At 60.5% G+C, this 13,101-nt stretch carries 9 protein-coding genes; all 9 read left to right on the top strand.

Going from position 1 to position 13,101, the window contains the following annotated elements:
- The first annotated feature begins 2 nt into the window (after window positions 1-2).
- The 9 genes from tssK to RGV33_RS17450 all read left to right on the top strand — a co-directional run bounded on the left by tssK (window position 3) and on the right by RGV33_RS17450 (window position 13,096).
- A complete protein-coding gene (gene tssK / locus RGV33_RS17490; RefSeq protein ID WP_322145343.1) occupies window positions 3-1,358 on the top strand; it encodes a type VI secretion system baseplate subunit TssK in 1,356 nt (451 codons plus the stop codon).
- A complete protein-coding gene (tssL, locus tag RGV33_RS17485; RefSeq protein ID WP_322145342.1) occupies window positions 1,355-2,035 on the top strand; it encodes a type VI secretion system protein TssL, short form in 681 nt (226 codons plus the stop codon). Before tssK ends, tssL begins: the two co-directional genes overlap by 4 nt.
- A gap of 7 nt (window positions 2,036-2,042) precedes the next feature.
- A complete protein-coding gene (locus tag RGV33_RS17480; protein ID WP_322145341.1) occupies window positions 2,043-3,770 on the top strand; it encodes an OmpA family protein in 1,728 nt (575 codons plus the stop codon).
- 13 nt (window positions 3,771-3,783) lie between these two features.
- Entirely contained in the window at window positions 3,784-4,275 is a 492-nt protein-coding gene (locus tag RGV33_RS17475; RefSeq protein WP_177048981.1) for an Hcp family type VI secretion system effector, read from the top strand.
- Between the two features lie 143 nt (window positions 4,276-4,418).
- On the top strand, window positions 4,419-7,076 hold the full coding sequence (gene tssH, locus RGV33_RS17470; RefSeq protein WP_322145340.1) for a type VI secretion system ATPase TssH: 2,658 nt from the start codon (window positions 4,419-4,421) through the stop codon (window positions 7,074-7,076).
- Complete coding sequence (locus RGV33_RS17465; protein WP_322145339.1) at window positions 7,070-9,466, top strand: type VI secretion system tip protein VgrG; 2,397 nt, start codon at window positions 7,070-7,072, stop codon at window positions 9,464-9,466. Before tssH ends, RGV33_RS17465 begins: the two co-directional genes overlap by 7 nt.
- Entirely contained in the window at window positions 9,463-10,263 is an 801-nt protein-coding gene (locus RGV33_RS17460; protein ID WP_322145338.1) for a DUF4123 domain-containing protein, read from the top strand. The genes RGV33_RS17465 and RGV33_RS17460 overlap by 4 nt, the downstream gene beginning before the upstream one ends.
- A 56-nt stretch (window positions 10,264-10,319) precedes the next feature.
- Window positions 10,320-10,802, top strand: a complete 483-nt coding sequence (locus tag RGV33_RS17455; protein ID WP_416152077.1) for a DUF3304 domain-containing protein — start codon at window positions 10,320-10,322, stop codon at window positions 10,800-10,802.
- On the top strand, window positions 10,790-13,096 hold the full coding sequence (locus RGV33_RS17450; RefSeq protein WP_322145336.1) for a DUF2235 domain-containing protein: 2,307 nt from the start codon (window positions 10,790-10,792) through the stop codon (window positions 13,094-13,096). Before RGV33_RS17455 ends, RGV33_RS17450 begins: the two co-directional genes overlap by 13 nt.
- Window positions 13,097-13,101 lie beyond the last annotated feature (5 nt).

Genomic DNA, 13,101 nt, shown 5'->3' with positions numbered 1-13,101 from the left:
TGATGAAGATCGACCGCCCCCTGTGGGCTGCGGGGGCGTTGCTGTCTCCGCAACAATTCCAGCAGCAAGCACGCTGGGAAGCGTGGACCAATGAGCAATTGGCCCATCTGTCGCTGGTGAACCCCTGGGGCGTCCTGGGGGTTGCGTTCGACGTGGAAGCGTTGCGCCTGGGTAAGCTGAAGGCAACCCTGCTGCGTGTGCGTATGCCGGATGGCACGTTGATAGACAGCAGCCAGGTGGACCGGCTGCCTCCGGCCCTGGAGTTAACCCAGCTACTTTCCGACGATGCTCGCAGCGCTACGCTGTTGTTGGCTTTGCCGTTGGAGCAAGGGAATGGCAACAACTGTTTGTTCGAAGGCAGCAAGGCTGATCGACCGACGCGTTATCGCCAGGATTGGCGACAAGTGCAGGACGTCTACGCAGACGAGGTTCAATCCATCGGTGTGCTGGAGAACGTGCTGACCCTGCGCCTGGCTGACGATGTAAATGCCGATTACCTGACGTGTCCGGTCGCACGCCTGGTGCGTGACGGGCAGGGCGCCTGGAATATCGATCCCGATTACGTACCTCCACTGTTGAGTTTCGCCGCCCACCCAGGGCTGCTGAACCAACTGGATAACCTGTTGATCCAGTTGGCAGCCAAACGCCAGCGGCTGATGGGCATGCGACGCGAGAGCAACCAGCGTATGGCAGATTTTGCCGTGGCCGATGTGTCGCTGTTTTGGTTGCTCAATGCTTTGAATACCTATCAGCCGGTACTGGCCGACCTCAAGGCAAACCCTGCAAGGCACCCTGAGCAGGTGTACCTGGAGCTGGTCAAGTTGGCCGGCAGTCTGCTGACGTTCTCCCTTGAACACGATATCGACAAGATCCCCGCCTACCGGCATGAAGCACTGGAAAGCATATTTCCTCCGTTGATGCGCACCATCTCCACCTTGCTCGAAGCCAGCCTACCCTCACGAGTCATTACCCTCGTACTGGAGGGGGGCGGCGCGAACCGCTGGCAAGTCACGCTCAACGATACGCGCCTGCGTGAGCCCGGCGGTGCAGACTTTTACCTCTCGGTGCGTTGCCGTATGCCCGCGGCACAACTGCAAAGCCAGTTCCCACGGCTGTGCAAAGTGGGGACGCCAGACGAGGTTGATCGCCTGGTCAATGCCGCTCTTGACGGTATTCCGTTGCAGCCCCTGAGTCACGTACCGGCAGCCATTCCCCTACGCCTGGAAAACCAGTACTTCGCCCTCGATCTTGGCAGCGCCGAGGGCCAATCGATGCTGGCTGGTGGGACGTGTGCCTTGTACGTACCCAGCACCTTCCTGGACATCCACCTTGAACTGTTTGCGGTACTGCGCGCATGAACCTGAACGTCTTGAAAAAACCCACCTGCACTGCGCATGACCTCGACGCGCTGTTGCAAGACACTTACCTGTTGGTCGTAGCGTTGCGCCAAGGTGCTTCGTTGCAATACAGCCCCGACTTGCCTGAACGTAGCGCAAAGCAGGTCGAGCAGCTTCGACAGCGCCTCAAGGACGCCGGTGTTGGTGCGCGCAGCATCGAGCTGATTAGCTACGCCCAGTGTGCCTTGCTGGATGAGACCGCTCTTGGCTATGCCAAGGACCAGGCCCATGACAAATGGGCCAGTGAACCCTTGCAGGCAAAGTTCTTCAATCGTCACCAGGCGGGCGAGTTTCTATATGAAGACATAGGCGAAGCCCTTCGTCAGCCTGCGCCTGATGTGCTGGTGCTGACGGCCTTCCAGCGGGTACTGATGCTCGGCTTTCAGGGACGGTACCGCGAGGTAAATGATCCTGAGCGCCAACGACTGCTCGCTGCCCTGAATGCACAGGCCAGCCCTATGCAACTTGATCATGCATTGACCTCGCACGGCGTCGCACACCGCGCACATCAATTGTGTTGGGTGCGTTCGGCGCTGGTCCACGTGATGGCGGCCAGCTCGTTGCTGGCTGGTGCCTGGTGGGGGCTGGACTATTGGCTGGGCGGTTTGGTCGCCATGCTTGTACCCGTGCAGGTGTGAGGGCGTGATGACACTCAAGCAAACACACGGCCTGTTGTTATGGGCCGGAGCGCTGGCCCTGGCCCTGTTGCTGGTCATACCGTTGGCTGGCTGGGTATGTGCGGTGGGCGTTTTTGCCGTTGTGGCGCTGGTCATCTGGGCTTGGGTCCGTACGGGGAAACATTTCGCACAGCACGGTCGGCAACGGACGTTGGCTGGCGATGCGGCCTTGCCACCTGCGGGCTACCGCAAGCCTGTGGTGTTGGTTTGCGGCGATGGGTTGGCAGGGCTGTTTGGCGTAGTGCCTTCGCAGCAATTGACCCTGCGCACCGCCCCACAGGGCTGTTATGTATGTGTGCCAGCCCTTGATCAACTCGAGGCGGTGGCCACCAGCATCCAGGCCCGGCGCCCGGACTTGGCCGGGCAACTGAGCGTAATGTTCGTCGCTAACCCCTCGGAGCACACAGACCCGGCAGCGTTGGCCGGGCGGGTGCGTGCTTTGCGTCATCAAATCGCACTGGTGCGCAAGCGCGGTGTGGCGCTGCCGCTGATGCTGGTGAGCTATGTGCAAGCCGCCGCAGGCGAGGGTGCCTGGTTCAGTTGGGAGTCGGCTCAAGCTAGCCCTTGCGTACGTGAGGACGGCGCTTGCATCAGCCTGTCCGACTGGCAGCGAAACGCCCGCGACAACGCAACCTGCGCCCTGCGCCTGTGCAGCGGCGTACAGATAAGCAGCGCGGCGGCGTGGCTTGAAGAAACACTGCTACCGCACCTGGAGACCCGTAACACCCGGCATCCAGTGGCTTGCGCAATCACCCTGGTACCGGCATTGCCCCAAGCCGTGGTGGGCAACCTGTGGCAACAACGGTTGCATGCCAGGACCGGGTTGAGTGATGCCGGCCAACCGCAGGTGGGTTCCAGTCCATCCTTGCCGTTTCCTGACCCGTTGCTGGATGTGCTGCCGCTGCAAAGCCGCCGCTCCCCGCGCCTTTGGGCCAGCGTAGCGGCGGTGTGGATGTTCGCGATAACCGGCGTCGTGGCATTGGCCAGTTCGGCTTGGCAGAACAACCTGCTGCTGCGTCAAGTCAGTGATGACCTGCGGCGTTACACCTCTGTTCCTTTGGCCGAACGTCGCGACCAACCTCAATTCGTGCTGCGAGAGGACGCGGTGGCAGTGCTGCGCCAGGTTGGCATGCGCCTCGACAGCTACTACCGGGAGGGCGCACCGCTGGCGTTGGGCTTGGGTTTGTATCGCGGCGAGCGGCTACGCCTGCCGTTGCTGGCGACCATCGCAGATCACCGGCAACTGCCTGACGCCGCAATGCCCACCGGCCTTGCCACTCAAGTGCGGCTGAACAGCCTGTCGCTTTTCGGCACCGGGAGTGCCGAACTCAAACCGGGCTCGACCAAGGTACTGATCAACGCGCTCGTCACCATCAAAGCCCAGCCGGGTTGGCTGATCGTCATCGCCGGGCACACCGACGTTACGGGCAGCCCTGTGCAGAACCTCGAACTGTCCCGCGCTCGTGCGGCTTCGGTACGAGACTGGATGCAACGCATGGGCGACATCCCGCACAGCTGCTTCGCCGTTCAAGGCTTTGGCGCCAACCAGCCAATAGCCAGCAATGACTCCGAGGATGGGCGTACTGCCAATCGTCGCGTCGATATCCGCCTGGTGCCTCAAGTGGGGGCCTGTGAGGCGCCCGCTGCGGGGCCAGGCAGGACACCCTCTGTCGCATCCAGCGACATACAACCCTGAAAAGGAGCTTCACATGGCAATTCCCGTTTACCTCTGGCTGCAAGATGACGGCGGTGCAGAAATCAAAGGGTCTGTGGACGTACAAAAGCGTGAAGGCAGCATCGAGGTGATTGCGCAGGACCACAGCCTGTACATTCCAACCGACAACAACACCGGCAAGCTGACGGGTACCCGGGTTCACACCCCATTCCTGTTTTCCAAGGAAATCGATGCCTCCAGCCCTTACCTGTACAAGGCGGTGACCACCGGGCAAACGCTCAAGAGTGCCGAGTTCAAATGGTTTCGCATCGATGATGCGGGCCAGGAAGTCGAGTACTTCATCACCAAACTGGAGAACGTCAAGGTCGTGAAAGTCGCGCCGAAAATGCACGACGTCAAAGACCCGAGCAAGGAAAAGCACAACCACCTGGAACAGATCGAGCTGCGCTACGAAAAGGTCACCTGGACCTACAAAGACGGCAACATCATCCACTCCGATTCCTGGAACGAACGCCAAAGCGCCTGATGCAAAAGCACCGGCAGGCACCTGTGTGCCTGCCGGTTGGCGGTGTGCAGGGTTGAGCGTCCGTTCGCGGGCGCTCAGCCAAATACATCGCGCCGCAAGTTCCTTTGACAGCACGCCGATAACCCAGAACAGGGATGTACCCGATGGCCCAGAACTCTACTCGTTTGCTTCGCCGCCTCAACCCCTATTGCGCCCAGGCACTGAGCGCAGCGGCAACCTTGTGCCAGAGCCGCGCCCATGGGCTGGTCAGCATCGAGCATTGGCTGCTCAAGTTGCTGGAGCAGGGCGAGGGCGACCTTACCCTTATTGCTCGTCGCTACGACTGGGACATGGACGCACTCTGGCGCGGCTTGCTCGACCACCTCGACACGCTGGCGCGCAGCGTGCAAGGCAAGCCCCAGCTGTGCGGCAAGCTGCAGCAACTGATCAAGAATGCCTGGTTGCAAGCCTCCCTGGATGGCAACAACGAAACCCTGCGTTCGGCCCACCTGCTCGGCGCGTTACTGGAGACGCCCAGCCTGCTCGTCTGTGACGCCGCATGGCCGCTGATCAGCATCAGCGATACACAGTTACAGCAGTTGTTTGTGCTGCTTGACCAGCACTCGGAAGAGCGCCCGCAAGTGCAGCGCGTAGCCGAGCGAGGCGGTATCGACGTACCCGTCGTATCCGGCCCCGACACGTCGGACGTCTTGAAACTCATCCTGGATAAATTTACTCACGACGTTACCGCCAAGGCCCGGGCAGGCCAGATCGACCCGGTGTTTGGCCGTGACGATGAGATTCGCCAAGTCATCGACATTCTCAGTCGACGACGCAAGAACAACCCGATTCTGGTGGGTGAACCCGGAGTAGGTAAAACTGCTCTGGTTGAAGGTCTCGCTTTGCGTATCGTCGAGGGCAACGTCCCCGACAGCCTCAAGCGCGTCAGTGTGCGCATTCTGGACCTGGGCTTGTTGCAAGCGGGTGCAGGGGTAAAAGGCGAATTCGAGCAACGCCTTAAAAACGTCATCAATGCCGTGCAGCAATCACCCGACCCGGTGCTGCTGTTTATCGATGAAGCACATACCCTGATTGGCGCCGGTAACCAGGCCGGTGGCGCAGACGCCGCCAATCTACTCAAACCGGCCTTGGCGCGTGGCGAACTACGCACGATTGCCGCCACCACGTGGAGCGAATACAAACAGTACTTCGAACGCGATGCCGCTTTGGAACGACGCTTCCAGATGGTCAAGGTCGACGAGCCCGACGACGCCAACGCCAGCCTGATGCTGCGCGGCCTCAAAGGCCGCTACGCCAGCCACCACGGCGTGCACATTCAGGACGCGGCGGTACTGGCAGCGGTCACGCTCTCGCGGCGCTATCTTACCGGGCGACAACTGCCGGACAAAGCCATCGACCTGCTCGACACCGCCAGTGCCCGGGTCCGCATGAGCCTCGACTGCGAGCCGCAGGCGTTGGTGCGTCTCAAGGCGCGCAAAACCGCCATGGAGCTGGAGCGCCAGGCTCTGGAAGAAGACCAGCAACTGAGCGGCGGCCCGGCAAACGAGCGCCTGGCGATCATCGCGACGCAACGCGCCGACCTGAACCGCCAGCAAGTCGAGCTTGAGGCGCAATACCGCCACGAACTCGACCTCACCCAAAAGTTGCGCGATGCCCGCCAGGCCCAACCTGCGCAAGCATCCATTTGCCTGCAACTGCAGCAGCAACTGAGCACTGCCCAGGGCAACCAGCCCTTGCTGTCCCTTGACGTCGACGCCCGCAGCGTAGCCGAAGTCATCGCTGACTGGACGGGTGTGCCCTTGGGCAGTCTGCTCAAGGACGAGCAAGCCAGCCTGTTGGAGCTGGAATACCAACTGGGTGCGCAAGTGATCGGCCAAGACCCTGCGCTCGGCGCCTTGGCCCAACGCCTGCGCGCCGCCAAGACCGGCCTTACGGATGAAAAAGCGCCGCTCGGCGTGTTCCTGCTGGTGGGTAGCAGCGGCGTCGGTAAAACCGAAACCGCCCTGGCCCTGGCCGATAAGCTGTTTGGTGGTGAAAAATCGCTGATCACCATCAACCTTTCGGAGTACCAGGAAGCCCACACCGTCAGCCAGCTTAAAGGCTCGCCTCCCGGCTATGTCGGGTACGGTCAGGGCGGCGTGCTCACCGAAGCGGTGCGCCAGCGCCCCTACAGTGTGGTGTTGCTTGACGAAGTGGAGAAGGCGCACCGCGACGTGCTCAACCTGTTTTACCAAGTATTCGACCGAGGCTGCATGCGCGACGGCGAAGGGCGAGAGATCGACTTTCGCAACACCGTGATTCTCATGACCTCCAACCTTGGCAGCGATGAACTGCAAGCGTGCCTGCAAGAGTTCCCCGGTGCGCCGGACAGCAACTTGCACGAGTTGCTGCGCCCGATCCTGCGGGAACACTTTCAGCCGGCCCTGCTGGCCCGTTTCCAGACGTTGATCTATCGCCCGCTGCAAGCCGATGCGCTGCAGCGCATTGTCACGATCAAGCTTGCCCAGGTGGCCATGCGCTTAAAGCGCCACTACGGGCTGGATTGCGAGATCGACGCCGCCCTCAGCGAGGCACTGGTTGCGGCGTGTCTGCTGCCCGACACCGGCGCGCGCAACATCGACAGCCTGCTCAACCAGCAGGTCCTGCCGGTACTCAGCCAACAGCTGCTGCAACGTCAGGCCGCCCGGCAAAAAACTCGCAGCGTGACGCTCGGCTATAGCGATGAGGAGGGCGTCGTCCTGCAGTTTATCGATGCCCAAGGCTCGGCCTCCGCCGTTGCGATGGAGGCTCAAACATGCTGAATGAACTGCGCACTTTCTTCGACCACAGCCGCCACAAACTCACCGTTCGCGACGTGAATGCTGTGCTCGACGTTCTTGCCTTCGAGGGCACCGAAGGCCTGAGCGAACTGTTCAGCTACCGCGTGGAATTCACCTGCCTCGACGGTGACATCGCCGCTGAAACAATGCTCGGTCAAAACGCCACGTTCAGCTTGTACGGCGCACCGCAAAAACCGCCGATGCGCCGCTACATCCCGCCGGTTACCGGCCCATTGCGCACGCTGCATGGCGTGGTCACCGGCTTCAAGCGCCTGTCGGGTTCTGCTGATGAAGCCCGCTACGAAATCACCCTGGAACCGCACTTTGCCCTGCTGCGTCACGGCCGACAGTTTCGCATCTACCAACACCAGACAGTCCCGCAAATTGTCGAAAGCATCCTGCGCAGCCGCCACGACTTTGAAGGCCAGGACTTCTTCTTCAACCTGGTACGCGAATACCCCAAACGCCAACAGGTCATGCAATACGGCGAAAGCGACCTGGCCTTCATCAGCCGGCTGCTGGCCGATGTGGGCATCTGGTACCGCTTCACCCGCGACGAACGCCTGAACATCGACGTGGTGGAATTCCACGACGACCAACGTCATTACCAGTTCAATGTCGAGCTTGCCTACCGCCCGCCCTCCGGCCTGAGCAGCACCGGCCAAGACGGCGCGTGGAACCTGCAATCCAGCCATCAAGTGGTGGAGCAGCGCGTCAATATCCGCACCTACCATCACCGCGTGGCCACCGCCCACTTGAACGGCGAGATCGACCAAACCCGTGGCGCCCGCGGCACCTATGGCGAGGCGTATCACTACGCCGAACCCTACACAGAAATGGGCGACCGTTACGCCTATGACGAAGACCTGCTAAGTGAAAGTGGCTACTTTTACGCCCGGTTGCGCCACGAGCGTTACCTCAACGGCCAGACCCAACTCAGCGGCGTCAGCAGCAGCGCCACCTTGGCGCCCGGCCAGGTACTCAAAATCTCCGGCGGCGCGCCACAGGCCTTTGCCCCCGGCGCGGTGATCACTCAACTGACCACCTGCGCCGCCCGCGACCGCAGTTTCGACGTCAGCTTCAAGGCCATTCCCTACTCGGAAACCGTATGTTTTCGTCCGGAGCTGAAAGACAAACCGCAAATCGCCGGCACCGTCCCGGCCCGCGTCACCAGCCCGCAGGCCAACGACCCTCACGCCGAAATCGACCTGGAAGGGCGCTACTGCGTGAACTTCCTGTTCGACCGCGACACCTGGAAACCCGGCCAGGAAAGTATGTGGCTGCGCCTGGCCCGCCCGTACGCGGGCGATACCCACGGCCTGCACCTGCCACTGATTGCCGGCACCGAAGTGGCCATCGCCTTTGAACAAGGCGACCCGGACCGGCCCTACATCGCCCATGCCTTGCACGACAGCGAACACGTGGATCACGTGACCTTGCGCAACTACAAACGCAACGTGCTGCGCACACCGTCGAACAACAAGTTGCGCATGGACGACACGCGGGGGCAGGAGCACGTAAAGCTCAGTACTGAGCACAGTGGCAAGAGCCAGTTGAATCTTGGGCATTTGGTGGATGCCAAGCGCGAAAAACGCGGGGAAGGGTTTGAGCTGCGCACCGATGATTGGGGCAGCATTCGCGCCGGCAAGGGACTGTTCATCAGTACAGATGTACAGACCAAGGCCTCCGGCGAGGTGCTCACCATGGAGCCAGCCACTGATTTGGTCGCGGGAGCAAAGCAGCAAATCACCGATTGGCAGGAAATCGCCCAGTCTCACCGCAGTCGTCAACCGGGGATTGATGGCTTGCAACAGTTCCAGGACAGCGCAAAAAACCTGAACGCCTCGGCCATCCTGCTCAGTGCCCCCAAGGGAATCGGCGCGGTTACTCCGGAAAGCTTGTTGCTCAAAAGTGGCAAGGCGCTGTACGTGCAAAGCAACGACGAAATCAACCTGGTCGCCGCCCAGAGTATGTCCCTGCAAGCTAACCAGGCTATCTCCCTGTTGGCCCAGCAAGAAGGTATGCGTTTGGTGTCCGGCAAAGGCCCCCTGGAAATCGAATCCCACGATGACGTGATGAAGCTGATGGCCCAGCAAGACATCACCGTGCAGTCGGTACAGGGCCATTTACAACTAACGGCCAAAAACGGCATCACCCTAGGGTGTGGTGGCGCCTATATCCGTATCACGGCCGAAGGCGAGATCCAGATTCATGGCCCGGGACTGGTCAGCCTGAAAGGGCGGCACCGGTTGAACCCTGGAATGAGTGAGGAATTTCCGCTGCCTGAATTGCCCAGCTCAGTGTGCAAGGAGTGCCTGAAGAAGGCACATGCCGCCGCTCAGGGCTTCGTACCCAGGGGGGCACAAGCATGACTTCTGCTCCTCGCGGTACCTGGATAGAGCTGCTGGAAGTGTCCTGCTCGGAAGTGTCCATCACTTGCGTGGATATCATCATTGATCAGGCCGGGAGTGAATCCCCATTGCTACCCAGCGTACTCAGTGTCGAGCCTGCACTGCCTTGGTATTCATTATTCACCGGGTTGCCGGAGGCCGGTGCCGAAGAACTGTCACCGCTGCTGGTGCGTGTCGACTTGGCGCAGCCCCTGCAACGCCAGTGGTTGGCAGGCCTGATGCAGGCCCTGGATGGTCGCTCGCAATTGTTGGTATTGACCTCGCTATGGTCTTTCCAGTCCTTGGCTGAACACCTTAGCTATTGTCTGGAAGTGTGCAATGGCGGGTACCTGGGGTTGTTGCGTTATTACGACCCGCGGGTGTTCCCGTTGCTGTTCAGCCATGTGCTTGAACCCCAACAGCAGCAACCGTGGTTACGCCCGGCTGTTTTCTGGAGTTGGCTGGATCGCGACGGTCTTCTCAAGCGGCTTCTGGGTACTGGCGATACGACGCGCCCGTCCGAGGCCTTCACCCCTACCGAACTGAGCGACAGCCAGTTGGATACGCTTAGCTGCGCCAGCGATGCCGCAGTGGCGATGGTGAGCCTCGCCGATGCATTGCCATCCGAGTGGAGTGCCGAGCAGCACTTTCAGGCGTGTTACGCGGCAATGCTCGATGCCACCCAGACCGGGTTATTACTCGATCCCCAGCGTGAAGCCCACACGCTCACCAGGTTACGCAAAGCGTGCGTGGCACCTTCCAGCGAAGACAGGAAATGAACGATATGCCCAGATCCACGGACGGCAGGTATCGCCTCGCCCTGGTCGGAACCCTCATGAGTGTGTTGCTCGCGCAAAGCGCCCTGGCCAGCACTCTTGAAGCCATAAACCACACCCACTGGGCGATCAATCGTTTCAGTGTCGACGGTCGTTCGGGGATCGACATTATCGGTCCTTACCAGGGAGGCGGTGGCGGTTGCTGTTATGTAGCACCGTCGCGCTGGAGTCCAGATATGACCGTACGTGTCGATTGGGAAACTGGGGCTAGCGGAGTCAGCGAACTCGCTGATGAGTTCCCCGGCTTTGCTGATAGGCCCAAATATTTTGCCTGGAAGAAAAAGGTAAATGCCCAAAAACGCCAACACAGCAAACTAGTCCAGGTACCTGACTACACCGGCCAGAAAGTCTGCGGCCTCACCGTGCATTTCCTGCCCTGCGATGAACTCCAGGTCACGACCTCCTGCTATGCCTACGGTAGCCCTGAATACCCAATCAAAACCCCGCTGCACTTGCCGGAGCCTCAGTCATGTCCGAAGTGAAACATGCCAGTGTCTGGCTCCCACCGGCGTTTCCTATGGAAGGACGTTTGCCTCGCCGCACCGTTCAGGTCCAACAAAATATTCTGCGCCAGTGCGAGCAGGAGCGCGGCTACCAGGATGCCCTATGCCTGGCAGCCGGTTATCGGGTTACGCCACCGTGCTGCAAGACGTTGCACATCAGCCTGTTCTTCGACGGCACCGGCAATAATTTGAACAACGATCTGTATGAATCCGCGACGCCGCACCCGACCAATATCGCCCGGCTGTTTCGTGCCACCATCGGTGCTGGATATGCCGGCGGTACCGGGCACAGCGACAACGCCCAGCGGTTAACCGATGCGGCGGGCACTGGTAATGGCCAGTACTTCAAGTACTACATGCCCGGCGTTGGCACGCCGTTTGCGGAAGTGGGCGACCTGGATTTCACCGCTGCCGGGCTGGCCGGCGCCTGGTTTGGCGAAGAGCGGATCAACTGGGGTTTGTTGATGCTCATCGACGCCCTGCGGCGCACGCTGGGTTTACCTCGGCTGGACAACGCAAGCCTAAAGGCGGCGGTCCAGGCCATGGGCACTGTGCCGGGAATGGAGTGGGCGATGGGTCGTTCCAACCGTGCGAGTGTGTTCAGCAAACAGCTCAAGGCGATTGAAAAACCGTTGCGCCTTGCGTTGGCACAGCCAAATCCCGGCACGTCGAAGTTGTTGGGTATCAAGTTGTACGTCTATGGGTTTTCCCGCGGCGCAGCAGCTGCTCGGGCCTTTGTCAGTTGGTTGAACGAGCTGATGCGTTACCGGTCATTCCTGAAACTGGATGATCTGGAGATTCCCCTGAGTGTGGAGTACCTGGGGTTGCTGGACACCGTAGCCTCGGTGGGCATCGCCGATATCCTGCCAGGGGCGGACGGTCATATGAGCTGGGCCGATGGCAACCAGGAGTTGCCCGGTGGCGGGCTGGTCAAGCGGTGCTTGCACCTTGCAGCGAGTTTTGAGCAACGCCTGTGTTTTCCGCTGGAGTCGATTCGGCGTGAGGGTGGCAGTTACCCGGTGAATAGTGTGGAAGTGATCTATCCGGGGGTGCACTCGGATCTGGGTGGTGGGTATCCGCCTGGGGATCAGGGGAAGGCAATAGGCAGGGATGACCGACTGCTGCTTTCTCAGATCGCGCTGAATGACTTGTATGCCGACGCCTTCGCACATGGTGCACCGCTGAAGGTCCCCGAAGATGCTCTGCCAATAGGGCTGCGCCATGAACTTTGGCGGGCTATGGGATTTGATGTCGTAGAAGAGTTTCGTATTGCGCCGGTCCTGATCAATCGCTTCAACGCCTGGCGCCAGATGACTCTGGGGCTGCCCCCAGTTTCCCAACCGCTACCCACTGAACAGACAGAGCGCTATCAACCCGTAACGTCCACCACGACTCTGGAACAGGCAGCACGTGAGCAGTTGGGCTGGATCACCGCCTGGCGTATCGACCGTTATGCCTTTACCAGCCTGAAGCAGACCGCGTTCTACCTTCAGGCGAGCGATACCGAAGCTGACAAAGCGGTTCGCGATGAAGCCAAAACCAAGCGTAATAAAAATCAGGCATCGGTTGAAAAAAGCCGCCGTAAGCAATTGGCCCTCGAACGCGATGGCCGAACGCCGAAAAAGCTACTAGAGCCCGGGGTCAAGGACTTCGATGCGGACATGGCGCAAACCCAACTGCGCGAAGCCGCCGAGGAGTTCGGTGCTGCTTACCGAGACCCCGATCACCTGGCCTCCAGCCTGAGTCGAGTATTGCCGGCGAACGCCCCGCCCGTAGTGGTGTTACGCATCATCACCGCCGACGCACGCGTCGAGTGTCGTCAGATGAAAGCGGCCGGGCGGGCCAGGGTCAGCCAGCTGTTTCCGCCTCCGGCTGGCCAGCGTAATCACTGGGACGAAAAGAGCCGGGGGACCGTAGACGAAACCGGCAACGCCACGCAGCCGGCAGGGCTGTTGCGTGCGCTGTTTGATGACCAGGTACACGATTCTCGCGCCTGGTTTCTTTACTCAATTGGGCGCGAGTGGATGGGCAGCTATTTCCGTGAGCGCATGGCGTTTTTCGGCGAAGCCAGCAGAAGAGAGCTTGCGCTTAATCCTGAAGCGAAAGCGGCGATGCTTGCCGGGACTACGCCTTTGCCAGCCTCGGGACCTTCCGTTGCGGCTCAACCTCCCTTCATGGATGCACAGCGTATGGCGCAGGCTCAACAAGCCATCGAGGCGCACTGGGATGCGTATTACGCCAAGGTCAGTGAGGTGAGCAATGCACCGGTTTGATCCAG

This window comes from Pseudomonas sp. Bout1 (assembly GCF_034314165.1).
In the GTDB taxonomy this organism is placed as follows: Bacteria; Pseudomonadota; Gammaproteobacteria; order Pseudomonadales; family Pseudomonadaceae; genus Aquipseudomonas.
This window is presented reverse-complemented; position numbering and strand designations above follow the sequence as displayed.

Coding starts and splice junctions, on each gene's coding strand:
- tssK (WP_322145343.1), top strand. CDS start 3: ATGAAGATCGACCGCCCCCTGTGGGCTGCGGGGGCGTTGCTGTCTCCG.
- tssL (WP_322145342.1), top strand. CDS start 1,355: ATGAACCTGAACGTCTTGAAAAAACCCACCTGCACTGCGCATGACCTC.
- RGV33_RS17480 (WP_322145341.1), top strand. CDS start 2,043: ATGACACTCAAGCAAACACACGGCCTGTTGTTATGGGCCGGAGCGCTG.
- RGV33_RS17475 (WP_177048981.1), top strand. CDS start 3,784: ATGGCAATTCCCGTTTACCTCTGGCTGCAAGATGACGGCGGTGCAGAA.
- tssH (WP_322145340.1), top strand. CDS start 4,419: ATGGCCCAGAACTCTACTCGTTTGCTTCGCCGCCTCAACCCCTATTGC.
- RGV33_RS17465 (WP_322145339.1), top strand. CDS start 7,070: ATGCTGAATGAACTGCGCACTTTCTTCGACCACAGCCGCCACAAACTC.
- RGV33_RS17460 (WP_322145338.1), top strand. CDS start 9,463: ATGACTTCTGCTCCTCGCGGTACCTGGATAGAGCTGCTGGAAGTGTCC.
- RGV33_RS17455 (WP_416152077.1), top strand. CDS start 10,320: ATGAGTGTGTTGCTCGCGCAAAGCGCCCTGGCCAGCACTCTTGAAGCC.
- RGV33_RS17450 (WP_322145336.1), top strand. CDS start 10,790: ATGTCCGAAGTGAAACATGCCAGTGTCTGGCTCCCACCGGCGTTTCCT.